The 18,625-nt window shown below is 63.9% G+C and carries 21 protein-coding genes; 5 read left to right on the top strand and 16 right to left on the bottom strand.

The window, feature by feature from the left end; translation table 11 throughout:
• Position 1 precedes the first annotated feature (1 nt).
• The 5 genes from AB7531_RS12720 to xoxF5 form a co-directional block, all read right to left on the bottom strand.
• On the bottom strand, positions 2-454 hold the full coding sequence (locus AB7531_RS12720) for a (2Fe-2S)-binding protein (RefSeq protein WP_014493612.1): 453 nt from the start codon (positions 452-454) through the stop codon (positions 2-4).
• Between the two features lie 649 nt (positions 455-1,103).
• Positions 1,104-1,667, bottom strand: a complete 564-nt coding sequence (gene gfa, locus AB7531_RS12725) for an S-(hydroxymethyl)glutathione synthase (protein ID WP_063981977.1) — start codon at positions 1,665-1,667, stop codon at positions 1,104-1,106.
• A 33-nt stretch (positions 1,668-1,700) separates the two neighbouring features.
• Positions 1,701-2,810 (bottom strand): S-(hydroxymethyl)glutathione dehydrogenase/class III alcohol dehydrogenase, encoded by a 1,110-nt coding sequence (locus AB7531_RS12730; RefSeq protein ID WP_014493614.1) that lies wholly within the window; start codon positions 2,808-2,810, stop codon positions 1,701-1,703.
• A 57-nt stretch (positions 2,811-2,867) separates the two neighbouring features.
• On the bottom strand, positions 2,868-3,389 hold the full coding sequence (locus tag AB7531_RS12735) for a c-type cytochrome, methanol metabolism-related (RefSeq protein ID WP_084795040.1): 522 nt from the start codon (positions 3,387-3,389) through the stop codon (positions 2,868-2,870).
• 81 nt (positions 3,390-3,470) lie between these two features.
• The gene (xoxF5, locus tag AB7531_RS12740) at positions 3,471-5,282 is read right to left on the bottom strand and encodes a lanthanide-dependent methanol dehydrogenase XoxF5 (RefSeq protein WP_063981978.1); all 1,812 of its coding nucleotides are present in this window, start codon (positions 5,280-5,282) and stop codon (positions 3,471-3,473) included.
• 513 nt (positions 5,283-5,795) lie between these two features.
• Here xoxF5 and AB7531_RS12745 point away from each other — a divergent pair.
• Positions 5,796-6,764, top strand: coding sequence for a helix-turn-helix domain-containing protein (locus AB7531_RS12745; protein ID WP_014493617.1), 969 nt, complete (start codon positions 5,796-5,798; stop codon positions 6,762-6,764).
• Positions 6,765-6,804: 40 nt separating this feature from the next.
• Here AB7531_RS12745 and AB7531_RS12750 read toward each other — a convergent pair whose 3' ends face one another.
• The 6 genes from AB7531_RS12750 to AB7531_RS12775 form a co-directional block, all read right to left on the bottom strand.
• The gene (locus AB7531_RS12750; protein ID WP_063981979.1) at positions 6,805-7,230 is read right to left on the bottom strand and encodes a hypothetical protein; all 426 of its coding nucleotides are present in this window, start codon (positions 7,228-7,230) and stop codon (positions 6,805-6,807) included.
• A gap of 134 nt (positions 7,231-7,364) precedes the next feature.
• Entirely contained in the window at positions 7,365-8,354 is a 990-nt protein-coding gene (locus AB7531_RS12755) for a Bug family tripartite tricarboxylate transporter substrate binding protein (protein WP_063981980.1), read from the bottom strand.
• Positions 8,355-8,453: 99 nt separating this feature from the next.
• The gene (locus AB7531_RS12760) at positions 8,454-9,443 is read right to left on the bottom strand and encodes an FUSC family protein (protein WP_231142734.1); all 990 of its coding nucleotides are present in this window, start codon (positions 9,441-9,443) and stop codon (positions 8,454-8,456) included.
• Between the two features lie 259 nt (positions 9,444-9,702).
• Positions 9,703-10,632, bottom strand: a complete 930-nt coding sequence (locus tag AB7531_RS12765) for a substrate-binding periplasmic protein (RefSeq protein WP_063981982.1) — start codon at positions 10,630-10,632, stop codon at positions 9,703-9,705.
• On the bottom strand, positions 10,629-10,985 hold the full coding sequence (locus tag AB7531_RS12770) for a c-type cytochrome (RefSeq protein ID WP_063981983.1): 357 nt from the start codon (positions 10,983-10,985) through the stop codon (positions 10,629-10,631). The genes AB7531_RS12765 and AB7531_RS12770 overlap by 4 nt, the downstream gene beginning before the upstream one ends.
• 10 nt (positions 10,986-10,995) lie before the next feature.
• Positions 10,996-12,660, bottom strand: coding sequence for a methanol/ethanol family PQQ-dependent dehydrogenase (locus AB7531_RS12775; RefSeq protein WP_441279965.1), 1,665 nt, complete (start codon positions 12,658-12,660; stop codon positions 10,996-10,998).
• 339 nt (positions 12,661-12,999) lie between these two features.
• On the opposite strand from AB7531_RS12775, the gene AB7531_RS12780 reads away from it, so the two are divergent.
• The 4 genes from AB7531_RS12780 (at position 13,000) to AB7531_RS12795 (ending at position 14,905) form a co-directional block, all read left to right on the top strand.
• Positions 13,000-13,392, top strand: a complete 393-nt coding sequence (locus AB7531_RS12780; protein ID WP_063981985.1) for an EF-hand domain-containing protein — start codon at positions 13,000-13,002, stop codon at positions 13,390-13,392.
• Between the two features lie 171 nt (positions 13,393-13,563).
• Positions 13,564-13,644, top strand: coding sequence for a pyrroloquinoline quinone precursor peptide PqqA (gene pqqA / locus AB7531_RS12785; RefSeq protein ID WP_012029362.1), 81 nt, complete (start codon positions 13,564-13,566; stop codon positions 13,642-13,644).
• Positions 13,645-13,668: 24 nt separating this feature from the next.
• Positions 13,669-14,571 carry a hypothetical protein gene (locus AB7531_RS12790; RefSeq protein ID WP_063981986.1) on the top strand — a complete coding sequence of 301 codons (903 nt, stop codon included), beginning with the start codon at positions 13,669-13,671 and terminating at the stop codon, positions 14,569-14,571.
• Between the two features lie 124 nt (positions 14,572-14,695).
• Entirely contained in the window at positions 14,696-14,905 is a 210-nt protein-coding gene (locus tag AB7531_RS12795) for a hypothetical protein (protein ID WP_014493627.1), read from the top strand.
• 10 nt (positions 14,906-14,915) lie between these two features.
• On the opposite strand, the gene AB7531_RS12800 is transcribed toward AB7531_RS12795, so the two are convergent.
• Genes AB7531_RS12800 through AB7531_RS12820 form a run of 5 tightly spaced genes read right to left on the bottom strand, consistent with a single transcriptional unit; the run spans position 14,916 to position 18,550 of the window.
• Complete coding sequence (locus AB7531_RS12800; protein WP_187387988.1) at positions 14,916-15,263, bottom strand: hypothetical protein; 348 nt, start codon at positions 15,261-15,263, stop codon at positions 14,916-14,918.
• Between the two features lie 26 nt (positions 15,264-15,289).
• Positions 15,290-16,075, bottom strand: a complete 786-nt coding sequence (locus AB7531_RS12805) for a pentapeptide repeat-containing protein (RefSeq protein ID WP_245328594.1) — start codon at positions 16,073-16,075, stop codon at positions 15,290-15,292.
• 58 nt (positions 16,076-16,133) lie between these two features.
• Complete coding sequence (locus AB7531_RS12810; RefSeq protein WP_063981989.1) at positions 16,134-16,874, bottom strand: ABC transporter ATP-binding protein; 741 nt, start codon at positions 16,872-16,874, stop codon at positions 16,134-16,136.
• The gene (locus AB7531_RS12815) at positions 16,864-17,601 is read right to left on the bottom strand and encodes an ABC transporter permease (protein WP_063981990.1); all 738 of its coding nucleotides are present in this window, start codon (positions 17,599-17,601) and stop codon (positions 16,864-16,866) included. Before AB7531_RS12815 ends, AB7531_RS12810 begins: the two co-directional genes overlap by 11 nt.
• Position 17,602: 1 nt before the next feature.
• Positions 17,603-18,550, bottom strand: coding sequence for an ABC transporter substrate-binding protein (locus AB7531_RS12820; protein WP_063986209.1), 948 nt, complete (start codon positions 18,548-18,550; stop codon positions 17,603-17,605).
• Between the last annotated feature and the right edge of the window lie 75 nt (positions 18,551-18,625).

Genomic DNA, 18,625 nt, shown 5'->3' on the forward strand with positions numbered 1-18,625 from the left:
GTCACACTCCCGTCGATGCGAGATGGACTGCGTTCTCGATGCGCTGGTAGCAGCCGCAACGGCAGATGTTGCCGGCCATCGCTTCGCGGATCTGGTCGTGTGACGGCTTGGGATTCTCCATCAACAGCGCGGCGGCCTGCATGATCTGGCCAGCCTGGCAGAAGCCGCATTGGGGCACGTTGACCTGGCGCCAGGCCTTCTGGACGGGGTGGTCGCCGTTCGGATGCAGCCCTTCGATGGTGGTCACCTCGCGCCCGGCGACGTCGTTGATCGACGTGATGCAGGAACGCACGGCCTCCTTGTCGACGATGACGGTGCAGGCGCCGCACAGGGCCTGGCCGCAGCCGAACTTGGTGCCGGTCAGGCCGGCCTCGTCACGCAAGAACCAGAGTAGCGGGAGATCCGGGTCGCCGTCCCAGCTCTGTTCCTGGCCGTTGATCTTCACCTTGATCATGATGGTCCCTCGCTCTTCATAAGCTTGTCGATTGAACATTGCCGACACAGGTCGGCGCACTGCCCGTTTCGTCGTGTCGTCGCATCCCGGCCTGTTCTCCTGCGCGGGCAGATCCCGGCAGCAAGCAGGAATGCGAATCGTGATGTCCGGATGTGCTCGATACCTCCCGTCTTATTCTTGATTGATTGAATTCGCGCGGCATCGTGACGACGCGACCGTAGCAGAGACCGCGCCGGCCCGGCGTTCACAGCCGGGTGTTGTTGAAGGGAAAAGTTGCAACGAAGGTTTGTCAAAAGCAGGGCGCGGCATCACGCCCCTGCGCCTGCGAAATGTGCACGACGAAAAAAGCTTCGTCCGGCAGAGACTGCGCGGACGAAGCAGGATGCCTCAGTCGAGGGAGGGAGAACGCAGCGGCGCGGACTTCGAGGGGGAAGTGGGCGGCACTGCGCAGTCATTCAGAGACCAGGACTGAGGAGCTCATCTGAGGAGCTCATGGCGCTCGCGTCTGCCTCGTGCGATGCGGCGGCATCGCAGCGATTTGGTCGAGGGCCGGACCGTCCGGCTCGCTGGCGATGGTCAGGGCCAGCGAGCGGACGGGCACGGCGAAGGTCTGACGGCCTTGTTCAGGCGGCCTTGTCAGGCAGCCTTGTCAGGCAGCCTTGGCTTTCGCCACGTGGGTCGCGATCGCGTCCATCAGCGCCGGCGATAGGCAGTCATAGGGCTCGAGCCCGATTTCCTTCAGCCGCGAGCGGATGCCTGCCATCTGTTCCGGCTTCACGCCGGATTCAATCACGGAGGAGACGAAGGCGGCGAATTGCGGCGCCTGCGAGCCCTGCTCCTGGAACAGCTCGGGATGGATGAAGTCGAGGCCGTAGAACGGATGGCCCTTGTTCTCGATGCGGCCGTACATGTGGGTGCCGCAAGCCTTGCAGGCGTGCCGCTGGATCACCGCCGAGGGATCGACGATCTGGAGCTTGTCGCCGTTCTCGGTCACGCTGACGTTCTGGCGCGGCACCACGGCGACCACCGAGAAATTCGCGCCTTGCGGCTTCCAGCACTTGGTGCAGCCGCAGGCGTGGTTGTGGGCGACGTCGCCCTTCACGGCGACCTTGACCGGGTGGTCCGTGCATTTGCAAACCAGTGTGCCGCCGGCAAAGCTGCCGCTGCCCTGTTTGACGCCGTTATCGATCGAGGGATGGAGTGCAACAGTCATGGGTCGATCCTCCTTGGGTGTGACGCTTTCGAGCTAGAACACAACGACTGAACGGATGGATTTGCCCTCGTGCATGAGGTCAAAACCCTTGTTGATCTCCTCGAGCTTGAGCACGTGGGTGATCATCGGATCGATCTGGATCTTTCCGTTCATGTACCAGTCGACGATCTTGGGCACGTCGGTGCGGCCGCGCGCGCCGCCGAAGGCCGTGCCGCGCCAGTTGCGCCCGGTGACGAGCTGGAACGGGCGGGTGGCGATCTCCTTGCCGGATTCGGCAACGCCGATGATGATCGAGGTGCCCCAGCCGCGATGGCAGGCTTCCAGCGCCTGGCGCATCACGGTGGTGTTGCCGGTGCAATCGAAGGTGTAGTCGGCACCACCGTCGGTCAGGTTGACCAGATGCGCGACGATGTCGCCGGTGATCTTCTTGGGGTTGACGAACTCGGTCATGCCGAACCGGCGGCCCCAATCCTCCTTGGAGTCGTTGATGTCGACGCCGATGATCTTGTCGGCGCCGGCCATCTTGGCGCCCTGGATCACGTTGAGGCCGATGCCGCCGAGGCCGAACACGACCACGTTGGAGCCCGGCGTGACCTTGGCGGTGTTGACGACGGCGCCGACGCCGGTGGTGACGCCGCAGCCGATGTAGCAGCTCTTGTCGAACGGCGCGTCCTCGCGGATCTTGGCGACGGCGATCTCCGGCAGCACGGTGAAGTTCGAGAAGGTCGAGCAGCCCATGTAGTGGTAGACCGGCTTGCCCTTGTAGGAGAAGCGGCTGGTGCCATCAGGCATCACGCCCTTGCCCTGCGTCGCGCGAATCGCGGTGCAGAGATTGGTCTTCTGGCTCAGGCAGCTTTTGCACTGCCGGCACTCCGGCGTGTAGAGCGGGATGACGTGGTCGCCCGGTTTCACCGAGGTCACGCCCGGTCCGATCTCGCGGATGATACCGGCGCCCTCATGACCCAGGATCGACGGGAAGATTCCTTCGCTGTCGAAGCCGTCGAGCGTGTAGGCGTCGGTATGGCAGATGCCCGTCGCCTTGATCTCGACCAGGACTTCGCCGGCCTTCGGTCCTTCCAGATCGACTTCGACGATCTCGAGTGGTTTCTTGGCTTCGAAAGCAACGGCGGCACGTGTCTTCATCGTAAACTCCTCAAATTCTCGCAGGACGCCACGAGGTGGTATCGGTCCTGGTAACCTTCATTTCTTGCCCATGCAGGCGTCTTCCGCCTTGGTGTAGGTCTCGTTCTTCTCATCCTTCTTGGAGGGACGTTGACGGCCCCACGCCTCGTCGGAGCGGGCGCGCAGATAGACGTAGAGATCGTCCATGTAGCAGGCGACGTTCGGGTTGTCGCCGAAGGCAGGCATGACGTTCTCCTGCGCGGTCGAGATGTTCTTGCGACCGGAGGCGACGACGCCGAGGAAGTCGCCGTAGCTCATGGTCTTGACCGAATCCTTCAACGCCGGTGCGTAGGTGGATCCCATGCCGTCGGGGCCATGGCAGACGTGGCAGTCGGAGTGATAGCGGCGATATCCGGAATAGGTGAACCAGTCCACGGTGCCGTCGGCCGAAATCTTGTAGGTCGGGTTTCCTTCCTTATCGAGCCACTTTCCGTCGTCTTCCTTCTTGACGGCGGCCGGGTCGCCCGGACCGTCCGCAACGGCAATTCCCCCCGAGGTCACGAAGATGGTCGCAGCGATGACAAAGCAGATTTTACGCAAGAGATGATCCTCGAAGGCGTTCGGTGGAGACGAGCCGGCGCGTGGAGTTGATCCACGCGCCGGAGCGACACGAAGGTGAGGCTAGTTCGCCGCTGGCAGCGAGAACACGGTCAGCGTACCGCCGAGTGCCGTGTAGTTGCTGAGAGCCGCGTAGCCACCGACTGCGCCGAGACCGGCGGTCGGATCGGTCAGACCAGCTGCCAGACCGATACCGGCCCAGCCGCCCACGCCGGAGAGCACTGCGACATACTGCTTGCCGCCGTTCTCATAGGTGGTGACGTTGCCGATGATGCCGGAGGGAGTCTTGAACTTGTAGAGCTCCTTACCGGTCTTGGCGTCGACCGCCTTCAGGTAGCCTTCGAGCGTGCCGTAGAACACCACGCCGCCGGCGGTTGCGAGCGCACCCGACCAGACCGAGAACTGCTCCTTGTTCGACCAGACGATCTTGCCGGTCTTGCCGTCCCAGGCGATGAAATTACCCATATGGGTTTCACCCTGCGGCGGATACATCGAGAGCGTCGCACCCACATAGGGCTGGCCCGCGGTGTAGCTCACCTTGAACGGCTCGTAGTCCATGCAGACGTGGTTGGTCGGAACGTAGAACAGCTGCGTGTCCGGCGAGTAGGCTGCCGGCTGCTCGTCCTTGGTACCGAGCGCGGCCGGGCAGATGCCCTTGGTGTTGTGATCCTCGCCGCCCTTTTCAGTCGAGGCCGCGTCGAGAACCTTCGGGCGGCCATAGGTCGGTGAGTTCTTGTCCATGTCGACGCCGGAGGTCCAGTTCACCTTCGGGTCGTATTTCTCGGCGACCAGCAGTTCGCCGGTGACACGATCCATCGTGTAGGCGAGGCCGTTGCGGTCGAAATGGGTCAGCAGCTTGCGCGGTTGGCCGTTGATCGACTGATCCGAGAGGATCATTTCGTTGACGCCGTCATAATCCCACTCATCGTGCGGCGTCATCTGGTAGACCCACTTGGCCACGCCGGTGTCGGCATTGCGGGCCCAGATCGTCATCGACCATTTGTTGTCGCCTGGACGTTGCTTCGGGTTCCAGGTCGAGGGATTGCCTGATCCGTAATAGATCAGGTTCAGCTCAGGATCAAAGGAGATCCAGCCCCAGGTGGCGCCGCCGCCAATCTTCCACTGATCGCCCTGCCAGGTCTTGAGGCTGGAGTCCTTGCCGACCGGCTTGCCGAGAGCGGTGGTCTTCTCGGCATCGACCAGGATTTGATCATCAGGCCCTCCCGAGTAACCGCGCCAAGCCAACTTGCCCGTTTTGAGATCGTAAGCCGTCATGTGAGCCTGGACGCCAAACTCGCCACCGGAAATGCCAACCAGGACCTTGTCCTTGACGACGAGCGCCGCAGAGGTTCCGGTCTCGCCCTTAGTGGGATCGCCGTTCTTCACAGACCAGGCGACCTGGCCGGTCTTGGCGTCGAGCGCAACCAGTGTGGTGTCAGCCTGATGCAGGATGATCTTGCCGTCGCCGTAAGACAGGCCGCGGTTGACCGTGTCGCAGCACATCACCGGGATGACGTTCGGATCCTGCTTCGGCTCGTACTTCCAGATGATCTTGTTCTCGTTGGAAAGGTCAAGAGCATAGACCTTGTTCGGGAACGGTGTATGGACGTACATCACGTTGCCGATGATCAGCGGGCCGCCTTCGTGGCCGCGCAGCACGCCGGTGGAGAAGGTCCAGGCGACCTGGAGCTTGCCTACGTTTTGTGCGTTGATCTGGTTCAGCTTGGAATAGCGGGTATTGGCGTAGTCGCCCGCCGGCATGACCCAGTCTTTGGGATTCTGCGACATCTTGATCAGCTCGTCATTGGCTGACGCGCTGCCGACGGCGAGCATCGCCGCGGAGCCAAGATAGGTCGCCATTAGCACCTTGCGCATAGTCATTCCTCCGTTGGTCTCGTTTATTGTTTCCGAAGCATTGCTTAATCACCGGGCTTCTCGTCCGGCGTCTGCTCGTGCAGGGCGGTCACGTTTGGGACCAGAAACGATGCTGTGCTGTTTCCTCCTCCGGATGAGAGCTACGGGTCCACGTGCAGGAGAGGCCCGTTTTTGTTGTTCCTGCCGCAATCCCTAACGACTTCGTCATCGGGAAACTTGCCCAAGAGGGAAGCCGGTTTGCTTGACAGCGCACGGACGCAAAGTTTTTGATTTTGCAGTAGCGAATTCAGCGGCTTCCGCGCGCCTTCGCGGCGCCTTCGGCGCTCAGGTTCCCCTTGACGGCGCTGCAACTAAGGCGGAGGATTAACCGTCAAGGGTGGCAATGGAACGATCGCGCTCGTTGCAAGAGACCGCTCAAATTCGAGGTAAACGTCACGCAATCATGGCTGAGGGCTCCAGCAGCGCTGGTTGCGATTCGCGTCGAATCTGCAGATGAAACCAGCGGCTGGATTAATGTCCGACACCATTCACACGCTCTCGACGACCGGCCTGACGCCGAAGCGGCAGATCCAGAGCTGGATCGACGGGCTGACAAGCCTGTGTGGGCATTTCGACGTCGATCCGCTCGAGGCGTCCTCGCTCGAGGGCCGCATCGACTACACGAGCGTCTCGCGCCTGAAGCTCTGCCAGATCGAGGTCAGCCAGCATCGCATCGCGCACACGCTGGCGCGCGCCAAGGCCAACGAACACCCGTACATCAAGATCCACTTCCAGACCTACGGCGTGTCCTATTTCGAGCAGGAAGGCCGCCACATCGAGCTGAACCCGGGCGACATCATCGCCTATGACGTCTCGTGTCCGCATTCCATCATCAGCCCCGCCTTCACCCGCCACGACGTGGTGATCGTGCCGAAGGCCTTGCTGCGCGACCGTGGATTCCCGTCGCAGCGGATGCCGGCCTGCAAATTGTCGGCGAAGACCGGGACGGGGAGGATCGCCCATGATTTCGTCCATGCCACCTTCGACGAGGCGGCCAAGCTGTCGGCGAACAGCGCGGTCGGTGTCGCCGATTCGCTGATCGACCTCTTGCTGTTGCCGTTGCGCGAAGCGGACACGATGTTCGATCGCGTCGGGCCCGAGGCAATGTACGTGCGCGCACAATTCTTCATCCGCGAGCACCTGCGCGATCCGGATCTGTGCATCGACCAGATCTCCGCCGAGCTCGGCTGCTCCAAGCGCTATCTGCACATGCTGTTCTCCGAGCGCGGCACCACGGTGAGCGACTACATCTGGCAGGCGCGCTTGCAGAATTGTCGCCAGGAGCTCGAGGCGCACGGCGGCAAGACCATCACCGATGTCGCCTTCTCCTGGGGCTTCTCCAGCTCATCGCATTTCAGCCGCGTGTTCCGGAAATATTTTGGCGTGGTGCCGTCCTCGATCCACAAGGCCCAGCAGGGCGCCGCGGCCTCGGGCGAGCATTAGGCGAGCGCCGCAGCCGACGCAGGCCGCGCGGCGATATCTCTCAGGCCGATATGGCGACGTAGGGAATGCTGGTCACGAGAGCGACCAGCAGCACCGCGTTGCCCAGCATGCCGCTCCAATGCAGCCGGCGCAGCCGGTGCGGGGCCTCAGCATCACCTGCGTCCCTCGCGCGGAGCTGGTCGTCGATCCGTTGCATGAACCAGCGGCGTCCCCAGATCGCCAGGGCCGCGAGCAGGCCGACGCCCATCGCGGCGACCAGGCGACCGTCGAGCAGGAAAGCCAGCGCCCCGATCACGCCGGCGACGCGCATCACCAGAAAATGGGCGTTGAACATCCCACGCAATAGCTGGGCGACGGGCTGGATATCGAGCTTCACCAGCAGGAAGGCGGGCGAGGCCAGCGTGAAGTAGCCCATCGGAAAGAGCAGAGTGATCATGACGGCAACGGCGACGCCATCCGGTGTCATGCGATCGGCCTTTCTTGTCCGCCGGTGAGGGGGCCGGCACCGGCGCACAATCATAGCGGGAAAATGCGCTTCCGACACTAGGCTTTGGTCGGATGCCGGGCTCCGATGGGACAGCCCCGTGCGCCGCGGAAGGTTCAGGCCGGCTCGAGGCCGAGCGACCGCGCGCTCTCGATCCAGATCGGCAACTCGTGCTGATACAGGGCATTGGTCTCCTTGAAGCCGATGGCCGGCTCGAGCACGAAGGTCGCGAGAACCTCCTTCACCTTCGGATCGCTGTTGGCGGCGACGCAGAGCGCCGCCAGGCGGTCGACCACCGGCTGCGGCGTCGCCTTCGGCACGGCCCAGCCGGAGAAGCCGCTCACGGTGAAGAATTTCGACGTTGCGCCCTGCTCCGGGAGGGTCTTGATGGCTGGGATCGCGTCGACCTTCTTCGAATGCACGGCGAACACGGTGCCACGGTCGCTTTGCAGGACGGACTGCGCCGCCGTGTAGCTGCCCATTGCGGCATCGAGCGTGCCTTCCAGCATCCCCGTCCACATCGGCGCTTCGCCGCGGTAGTGAACCGGCTCGATGGAAAGACCGTACTGCTTGTTGAGCTCGTTGATCGTCATGTGCGGGGCCGAGCCCGCGCTATAGGTGCCGAAGTTGACCTTGCCGCTCTTGCGCGCGAAGGCGACGAAATCCTCCAGCGTCTTGACCCCGGTCTTGGGGTTTGCGACCAGCAACAGGCCGGCGCCCGGAATGACGCTGACCAGCGTCAGATCCTTGTCCATGTCGTAGCCGGGATTCTTCATCACGACCCGGTTCATGATGTAGGTGGTCGAGATCGAGCACAGGATGGTGTGGCCGTCGGGCTCGGCGCGGGCGACCTCTGCGGTGCCGATCGCGCCGGAGGCGCCGGGCTTGTTCTCGACCACGACGGTCTTACCGACCTGCTTGGAGATGAATTCGCCATAGGCGCGCGCGAGCAAAGCGGTCTGTCCGCCGGCGGGATAGCTGCAAATCATGCGGATCTGCCGCGAGGGCCAACTGCCTTGCGCCGAGGCGCCGCGCGCGACGAAGGGCATCGCGATTGCACTGGTACCGGCGGCGATGAAGTGGCGGCGATCGAATTTTGCGGGCATGATTCCCTCCTGATTTTTGCCGACCCTACTGCATCAGGCTGGGGTGGTAGGCGAGACAGATTGGCGCATTCGACAGGCCGCGCGGTGCCCATTTGCGCGTCATCCGGGCGATCGGGTCTTCCGCATCACCCGCAGCCAGACGATCTCGGTCAGGGCCACCGCAATCAGGCCGAACGTGCCGCCGATCAGCACGTTGACGATGCGCTCCTCGGCGATGCCGCTGGCGCCGCCGGCAAAGGATGCGGCGAGCGCGATGAAGCAGCAGCGCAGGCCGAAGCCGACGATGTAGCGGGAGAACGAGATCAGGGTGAGGGTGGCCGCGAGAATCGCGATGGCGTAGCCGACGCGGCTTTGCGGCAGTGCAAGGCCCGCGAGAAAGCCGAGCGGCGCGCCGATGAAGGCGCCGATCGCCCGCTGCTTCAGCTTGCCGGTGGACGCCGTGAGGTCGCCGACCACGACGCTTGCGGCCGACCACATCACCCATTGCCCCTGCGCGAGGTTGAAGATCTCGACCAGGGCGGCTGCGGCAAAGACCGCCATAGCGGTTGCCGCGGCGGGCAGAAACCAGTCGGTCGCGGGCGGTCCGAACGAGGTCGCGGCATTGCCGCGCTGCCGCTGGTCGTAAATCTGGATCGCGCAGACGAGCGCCAGCGCGATCGGAGAGGAGGCGATGACCACGCCGGCATGACGTATCGCTTCCTCGGCGCTCACGCCCTCCCGCACCTCGCAGGCGAGATAGACGGCGGGGATGAAAACCCAATTGCCGAGCGTGCGGAAATGTTCGCCATAGCGCGTTCCCGCCACCGCAAGGAAGCCGGCGAGCGCCGTCAGCACCACGAATAGCGGCTTGACCGGAGCTGCAAGGAAAAGCGCGGCAAAGGTGACGAGGATGGCGAGATAATGCCACGCGACGACTTTTGGCGGAAAGTGCTGCCTGAGCGCCGGAATCAGCAGCGAGACCGCGACGAGCCCCAGGTTCAGCAGCGCCGTCTCGCGCGAGATGAAATAGGCGGCGACCATCGGACCGACGACGATCAGCGCGCGCAGCAGTTCGCTGGTCTTGACTTCGCGGGAGAGGAGATCACGCAAGTTGGTGGCGGAGGGAGTCGTGGGGGGATTCACGGGGCACCAAAGGGGCGAACGAAACACGATGCATACCACGGAAATGTGGTCGGCACTTTGGCGTGTGGAGCGACGGTCGCGCCACACCCTCGCTGTCATCGCCCGGCTTGACCAGGCGATCCAGTATTCCAGAGGCGCTTGCGATTGAATCGAGAGGCCGCAGCGTACTGGATGCCCCGCCTTCGCGGGGCATGACACCGGTGATGTGACGGCACGTGTGGCTACCTCACCGCTGAATGATCTTCGTCCAGACATCGCCGAGGATCGCAGGCTCGCGCGGTGGCAGATAGGTGAGGCCGGCCTGCTTGCCGAATTCGGCGATCTTGCCCTCGGCGGCAAGGCTGGTCAGCGTCTTGTTGACCGCGTCGATCAGTGCGCCGTCGCTGGCGAGCCCGACATAGCCGCGATTGGCGCCGATCGGATAATAATAGCCCGACGCGGTGATCGTCGTGTCGGGATGCGCGGCGCGGTGGGCATCGAAGCGGCCGAGGTCGATCAGCGTCGCGTCATAGTCGCCGCGCTGGAGCGCGCCGAGGAGATCGTCGCGGCCGGGGACGAGATGGGTGATGCTGTCGATCAGGCGGCCCTTTTCGAAGGTCATCAGGATGGCATCGCCCAGCGAGCCGCTCTCGATCGCAAGGCGAAGGCCGCCGAGATCGCCGATGTCGCCGATCTTGCGGCCCTGCGCTTTCGGCCCGAGTACCACCGTCATCGGCGAATAGACGTAAGGCTGGCTGGGCACAAGCACGCCGAGCGCGACGCGGCGGCGCCGGTCGTCGCGCGTGGCCCCGGCGAAGTCGGGCAAGCGTGCCGTCTTCATGCCGGGCTTGACGAGGGAATCCGTCGTCAACGCATAGCCGCCGACCAGCGAGCAGCGCCCATCGGAGAGCAAGGCGTTGGCCTCGAGCTGCGGGCTCGAATCCTCGTCCAGCTTGCTCTCGAACCACTGGATCTTCAGCGGCCGGCCGATCCGGTCCGCGATCGCCTGCGCCAGCAGCACGTCGAAGCCTGAATCCGGCTTGCCCTTGTGATGCACCGAGAGCGGAGGCCGGTCCTCATCGAGGCAAACCTTCAGCGGCTCCTCGGCCGCGCGCGAGGCGGTAGTCGCCGCCGCGAGGATCGCGGCAACGCTCCATGCGGCGAGCCAGGGTCTCATGGCTTTCTCCTGCTCGAGACGAAGGCCCAGAGATTGCCGATCTCGTCGTCGCTCAAAATGTCGGCCCAGGGCGGCATCTTGTTGTTCTTGCCGTTCTTCACCGTCGTGACGAAGCGCGTCTTGTCGTCGGGAAAGGCGCGCAGGTCCGGCGTGATGGTGCCAGAATTCATCATGTTGGGGCCGTGGCAGTGCGAGCATTTCGAAGTATAGGTCGACTTGCCATAGTCGATCTGTGCCTGCACGGGATTGCCGGTTGCATCGTCCGCGGCACGAACGGTCGCCGCAAGCGCGACCGTCAGCACCGCGACGGTGGCGATCGTCGCCACCGTCTTGTGAGATATGTCCTTCAGCATCGGGCCGTGGTTATTGCTTGACCGCAAAAACCCACAGCGAGCCGCCGGGCGGCACCTTGGCAAGCCGCTCGTCGCCGGAGAACAGCGAGTAGACGCCGCCATAGCCGGAGGTGACGGCAACGTACTGCACGCCATCCTGCTGCCAGGTCACCGGTTGTCCCTCGATGCCGGAACCGGTCTGGAACTGCCAGAGCTTCTTGCCGGTGTCGGCGTCGTAGGCCTCGAACTCGCCTGTCAGTGCGCCCGAGAACACGATGCCGCCTGCGGTCGACAGCACGCCCGAGAAGCGCGGGATGTCGCTTGGCGCTTCCCACTTGGCCTTGCCGGTCATGGGATCGATCGCCTTCAGATGACCGCGCGGGCCGTCACCCCACTCCCAGAGGTCGGTGAGGTCCATGCCGAGATACCATTCGCCCTGCTTGAAGGTGACGGGCTCGGTCTTGTACCTGCCGCCGAAGGCGAGCGTGTTGGCATAGGCCAATCCGGTCTGCGGATTGAACGACATCGGCTCCCAGTTCTTGCCGCCGAGGATCGACGGATAGACGGTGACCTTCTTACCGTCGCGCGCGTCCTTCGAGACGTCGGTCTCGATCGGCTTGCCGGTCTTCATGTCGATGCCGGTTGCCCAATTCACCTTCACGTAAGGATTGGCCGCGAGCAGCTTTCCGTTGGTGCGGTCGAGCACATAGAAGAAGCCGTTGCGGTTGGCGTCCATCAGCACCTTGGTCGGCTTGCCCTCGACATTCATGTCGGCGAGGACCATCTCGGCCACCGAGTCATAGTCGAACGGATTGTTCGGCGAGAACTGGTAGTGCCACTTGATCTTGCCGGTCTTGGGATCCATCGCCAGCACGGAGCAGGTGTAGAGGTTGTCGCCGGGACGCACCGCCGAGTTGAACGGTCCGGGATTGCCGATGCCCCAATAGACCGTGTTGAGCTCGGGATCGTAGGACCCGGTGATCCAGGTCGAGCCGCCGCCGAGCTTCCAGGTGTCGCCCTTCCAGGTGTCGCCGCCGGGCTCGTCCGGCGAGGGGATCGAATGGGTACGCCAGAGATGCTTGCCCGTCGCCGGGTCCCAGCCGTCGATGAAGCCGCGGGTGCCGAACTCGGCGCCGGAGATGCCGGTGATGACGACACCGTCGGCGACCAGCGGCGCCACCGTCATCGAATAGCCTTCCTTGATGTCGGCCGCCTTCTGCCGCCACAGCTCCTTGCCGTCCTTGGCATCGAGCGCGATCACGTTGGCGTCGAGCGTGGTACGGAAGACCTTGCCGTCATAGAGCGCGGCGCCGCGGTTGATGATGCCGCAGCAGACGATGCGCGGCGTCTCGGTGGGATACTCGACCTTGGATTTCCAGATCTGCTTGCCGGTCTTGGCGTCGACCGCCATGGTGGCGTTGTGCGAGGTCACGTAGATCACGCCCTGGTACACCAGCGGCTGCGATTCCTCGCTGCGATCGTCGTTGAAACTGTAGTTCCAGACCGGGACGAGATTCTTGACGGTGTCCTTGTTGACCTGGTTCAGCGTCGAGAAGCGCTGCAGATTGTAGCCCATCCCGTAATTGAGAACGTTCGATGTATCGGTCGCACCCTTGACCAGCTGCTCGGTGGTCTGGGCGTTTGCACACGTCGATGCAAGCATGACGAGGCTCGCGGCCATCGCAAAGCGTTTCATCCGTTCCTCCCAATATGCGCGCCTTTTGACGCTGCGGCAGCAACACTCCGCCCGAACGCAAAACACGTCAATACGAAAGTGGTAAGTGCGTCGCCGATATGTTGGATGCCAGATGCCGGTCACCTGACAGAAACCTGACAACCCACTTTCACTTGTGCGCAGACGCTGAAAAAATTCCGTGGCATGAAGCGGAGGCGGCTTCGGCCGCTCTGCTCGGGCCGTCGGGTTCCGCGAGTTGTGCAGTGCGCAGGTTGCAATTCCGGACTTGAACCGGGGCTCGCTTGTAGACTTATGTCGTTTCGATCCCCTGCGAATCGGGGGGCTGGTCAGGAGGGTTTGATGATTTCACGTCGCTCAGTTGCGCTTGCGCTCACGATTGCAGTGCTGTCCGGTCCAGCTTGGGCTGCTTCCGGCAACGCCGTAAAGATGTTCGACACCGACAATGACGGCACGCTCGATCTCGCCGAGGTGAAGAAGGCGGCCGCCGCGCTGTTCGCAAAGCTCGATCCCGATCACGACGGCACGCTTGACGCGCGCGAATTGCGCGGACGGTTAACGGCGAAGGAACTCGCCGCCGCCGATCCCGATCGCGACGGGACTCTCACGCTCGACGAATATCTCGCGGTGGTGGAGCAGCGCTTCAACGCAGCGAATCCCGACAAGGACGGAACGCTGGATGCGAAGGAGCTGAACTCGCGCGCCGGCCGCGCGCTGCTGCGCTTGTTGCGGTGAGAGACGCGGCGCTTGACTGGGAGCGAAGGCGATTTGCCCGAGAGGGAAATTCGCGAGCATAATGCGACAGTTCGCTGTGTTTGCGCTTCGATTCCAGGCTTGCGCTGCACCTGACGCAGCCCTAGGTTTTGCCCCGCGCGATGTCGCGCTCAATACCCTTGGGAGACCCGAATGGCTTGGAAAGCTCCGAAGATCGTGGAAGTGCCGGTCGGCATGGAAATCAACATGTACGCCTGCGCTGCGCGCAAGTAAGACTGACGACCTGCCGCGGCTTCGATGGCGAACGCCGTCGAAGCCGTGGTAGTGTTCGCAATGCGCCTTGGAGCCCACACGATCTGGACGGCAATTGCGTTCGGTGTTGCGCTTGCACCGGCGTGTGTCAGTGCCGAAGAGAGCTTCGATACCGAGCACATCTTCGGCTTCATGATCGGCACCGACGTCGGCAATCCCGGCGAGCGCGAATTCCAGACTCAGACCACGGGACGCTTCGGCAAGGGCGGCACCTATCGCGCCCTCCAGCAGGAGGTCGAGATCGAAGTCGTGCCGCTGCCGAACTTCCGTATCGAGGTCGGCGGCACCGCCACGCTGCATGACATCACCGGCGTTCCCGATATCGACGACCGCCGCCAGTTCAATTTCCAGGGCGCCTCGCTCGACCTGCGTTACCGCCTGCTCGACCGCGGGCGCGCACCATTCGGATTGACTGTCGCCGCCGAACTCCATGGCGATCGCATCGACGAGACCAGCGGCGCGAAGGGGCGGATGTACGGCACCGATTTCACGCTCGCTTTCGACCGCGAGCTGGTCCCGAACTTCGTCATCGGCGCGCTCAATTTGATCTATCAGCCGGAATGGGCGCGCTTCGAGGTGGCAGGTCTGTCCGAGAAGAGTTCGACGATCGGGGCGGCGTTTGGCGGCTTGGTGCGCGTGCGCCCCAATTTTCTGCTCGGTGGGGAGATGCGCTACTTCCGCCAGTATGAGGGCATCGGCCTCGGTGAGCTCTCGGGGCAGGCGCTGTTTGTCGGTCCGACCGCCTATTTCCAGCTATCGGAGAAGTCGCGGCTCACCCTGAGCTGGAGCATGCAGGCCTGGGGCCGCCCGGCCGGATCGGGCGGCAATCTCGACCTCGTCAATTTCGAGCGTCATCAGGCGCGATTGGTGTTCGGGGTAAACTTCTAGGTGTTTGTTCCGCCTCTGCCCGCGCGCTGGGAGAGGGAACATCCCGTCCGTTCGAAACTTCCCGCTCCTCGGAACGTAATCTTTCGTGCTAATCTCGATTGTCCCCTTGCGACAGGATTCCGGCATGAACCCGATTGACCTGGTGGTGACTGTGTGTGCGGTGCTCTCGCCTGCGACCTGCGAGGAGCAGCATCTGGTGTTCAACTTTGCGGGGTCGCCGAGGCAATGCGTGATGGCTGCGCCGCCCTATATCGCGCAATGGGTCGGCGACCATCCGAAGTGGCAGGCGGTGCGGTGGCGCTGCGAATATCCGCACCCGAACGACAAGGCGTGAGCCGCCTTCGTTATTTCGAGCAGTCCTTCAGGTCTTTGTCGGCGATCGAGAACACCGCGTCCGCCTTGATCTCGATGTCGCGGACGATGCACTGCCGCGCATTGGGATAGCTGACCCTGGCGTCATAGCGGCCGGGTTCGACGCCGGTGATGCGCAGCCGCTCGTCGTGGTCGACCTCCTTGTCCTTGTCGTTCAGGCACTGGTTCGGGCCCCACTCGGTCTTGCCGGCGGGCGAGAGCTGGAAGCCGGAGATCGTCTCCGTCGTCAAATTCCAGAGCCGGATGCCCTTGCCCTTGCTTTGGGCGGCGGCTTCGCCGGCCAACGTCAACAACGCGATCAAAGCCAGAAACCAACGCATCAGCCGATCCTCCCAAAGGCGACCTGTTATTCCCTGATCAGGCGCTCGCGGTTCTTTGCCTTGTCGAAATTCCTGGCGCGGTCAAGGCCGATCGGCGCGATCAGCTTCGCCGAGGCAAGATCAGCGCCCTCGAAATCGGCGTCAGTGACGGTGGCTCCGGTCAGGTCGGCGCCGCCGAGCTGAGCATTTTTGAGCGATGCGCCGGTCAGGTCGGCTCCCTTGAGGGAGGCAAATTCGAGATCGACGCGCGACAGGTCGGCATTGCGCGCGTTCAACCCTTCCAGATTGGCGGATCGCAGCACGGCGCGCATCAGCCCCATCGACTGGTTGCGCATATCGGCGCCAAGATGCGCGTTCGCAATCGAGGCGCCGATCAGGCTTGCGCCGGTGAGGTCGGCCGCGATGCGAGCACCGGTCAGGTCCGCGCCGTCCAGACGCGCGCGCGCCATCTGCGAGGCGAACAGATTGGCGCCCTTCAGGCTCGCGCCCGCGAGATCTGCGTCGAGCAGCCACGCCTGATCGAGGATCGCCTGATCAAGACGGGCACCGGCGAGTTTCGTCTTGTTGAGTCGTGCCGCACGGAGAATCGCCGTGGAAAGGTCAAGACCCGAGAGATCGAGCCCCGACAACCGCTTGCCGGTGAAATCGGCCGGCGCCCCGGGGCTGGCTTTGGCCAGGATGGCCTCGACCTCCTGCCGGCTCATTTCCGCGGAGACCATCGCGGGTGACGTGAGGTCGACGTCACGCATCATGTCCTGCGCGCTCGCCATGGTCGCGACGAGAGCGAGGCCAAGCGTCATGAGGGCGACCATTCGCGTCATCATCGGGCTCCGCTACGGGCCCTGTTTAGCACGCGCTTTGCGTGGCTGCCTATGAGGCATCACGCCCGGCGTGTTCGCCGCCATGTTCGCCTTGGATTCTCGCCACGAGGTCCGCCCTGATCGCGGCGATCTCTGCGTCGCCGCGTGCGCCACGCGGGATGCTGATGGGCACTTCTGCCAGAATTCGCGCCGGCTGCGGCGACAGGAAGAACAAGCGGTCGCCGAGGCGGATCGCATCGTCGAGGCTGTGGGTGACGAGCAGCGTCATCATGGGGCGGCTTGCGACCAGCGTCGCGATCTCGTCGCGCAGGCGGCCAGCGAGCGCGTCGTCGAGCGAGGCGAGGGGCTCGTCGAGCACGAGCAGATCGGGCTCGACCGCGAAGGCGCGGGCCAGCGCGACGCGCCGGGCAAGACCCAGGGACAATTCGCCGGGAAAGTGGCTGCGATGCGCTTCCAGCTCCAGGATCCTGAACAGCTCCGACAGCTTCGCCTCGGAGATATCAGGAGCCGCAAGCCGCACATTCTGCTCGACCGAGCGCCACGGCAACAGCCGCGGCTCCTGGAACACCATCCCGATCCGCGCTTCCGGTGGACGCGCGATGGTCCCGTGGAAATCGCGGTCGAGCCCGAGGATGATGCGCAGCATCGTGCTCTTGCCGCAGCCGGAGGGGCCGATCAAAACGCCGACCTCACCGGATTGAAGCGCGAAGCTGACCGGGGCCAGCACCTCGTGCGTTTCGCCCGCGGCACTCCTGAATGTCTTTCCGGAGATATCGACTTCAAGCCGCACGGGGCCGCCACCGTGTTGCGCGGGCTTCGAACGGCTGCACCAGCAAGGTTTCGATGACGAGTACGACGGCCGCGAAGGTGAGCGAATAGGCCAGCAGTCGCGGCGTGTCGAACAGCTGGAAGGCGACGCCGATCTCGAAGCCGACACCGTTCGGCCGTCCCAGCAGCTCGGCCACCAGCACGATCTTCCATACCAGCGACAATCCGGACCGGGCCGAGGCTGCGATATAGGGCGCAAGCTGCGGTAGCACGACGTGGCGGAACGCACGCCAGCGCGGCATCGCGAACACGGTGGCCATCTCGTCGAGCGAACGGTCGAGCGCGCGCGTGCCCTCGCGCAAGGTGACGATGGCGGTCGGCAGCTTGTTGATAGCGATCGCCGCGATCGCGGCCGCTTCGGTCAGGCCGGCCCAGATGTAGGCCAGCACGATCACGACCAGCGCCGGCAGGTTCAGCAGCAGGATCAGCCAGGGATCGCCGAGCCGGTCGGCAAGCTTCACCCGTCCCATCAAGTAGCCGATGGCGCTGCCGAGCGACATCGCTAGCACGAAGGCGAGCGCGACGCGCGCCAGCGTTGCGCCGAGATGCAGGAACAGGGCGCCGCTAGATGCTTCGGCGATGGTGACGTTGAGCACGGCAGGCGGGGAGGGCAGCTTTGCGCCGCCGACGAACAGCGCTGCAATCCACCAGGTCGCGAGGAACAGGGAAAACGAGAGAAGACGCAGCACCTCAGTCTCCGGGGACCGCGTGATAGAAGGTGCCGGGATCGAGCTCGGCCGCCGGCCCGACCAGGTCGCGTCCGCCGATCTCGGCGAGCACGCGATAGAGCACGCGCGCATCCGCCTCCTCGTCCACGATGCTTCGGCGCGGAATGCCGTCGCGATAGCGGTCGCGGTAGGTCTTGAGGATGGCCGGATCGCTCGCGCCGGTGAGCGGAGCGATTTTGTCCCAGGCGGCATCCGAGGTGACCAGCAGCTGCTTGGCCTTGCGGGTCATCGCAATGAAACGCGCCACCGCATCGCGATGGCTTGCGGCCCAGCTCTCGTCGAAGACATAGCCGACCGCGGATACCGCGCCTTTGGCCCCCAGCTTCGGCAAAATGTCCTCGATGCCGGCGAGGCGGCGAAAGCCCTTGGCCTCGAGCTGCGCACAGAAATTCCAGAAGTTGAGGCTTGCATCCATCTCGCCATCGAGCGCCTTGGCGGCGATCAAAGGCGGCGCGCCATAGACGATGCTCGCATCGGACTTCAGGTCGATGCCGTCCTGCTTCATCCGCGCCTGCAGCAGCAGCCAGCTCTTGTCGATCGCGCCGCCGCCGACGCCGAGCTTACGGCCCTTGAGGTCGGCGAGCGTCTTGAGCGGCGACGAGGCCGGCACCATCACCGCGCCGAGCGCGCTGGAATAGGGATAGAAGGTGAGCATGGCGCCGAGCACGCGCTCGCGCGACACCCACAGCCAGTCGGACAGGATGATGTCGGCACTCCCGGCGCGCAGGGCGATCTTGCCGGCCTCGGGGCTCGCGAGCTCGGTGACGTCGAGCGACAGATCGGCTTCCTTGTCGAGCCCGCCGGCGCGGATTGCAGCCAGCTCCCAGGAGAATGTTCCGGTCTTCTGCACTGCAAGGCGGATCGTATCCGCGGCGCGGCCGGGGGCGGCCAGCGACAGCGCCAGCGTCATCGCGAGCGCCAATGTTCGTCCAGGCGCTCTCAAACCAAGTGCTCTCATCACCTTGTGAGCCGTTTCCTCGAAGGG

It is taken from the genome of Bradyrhizobium sp. 63_E2_N1_3 (assembly GCF_052076005.1).
Taxonomy (GTDB): domain Bacteria; phylum Pseudomonadota; class Alphaproteobacteria; order Rhizobiales; family Xanthobacteraceae; genus Bradyrhizobium; species Bradyrhizobium barranii.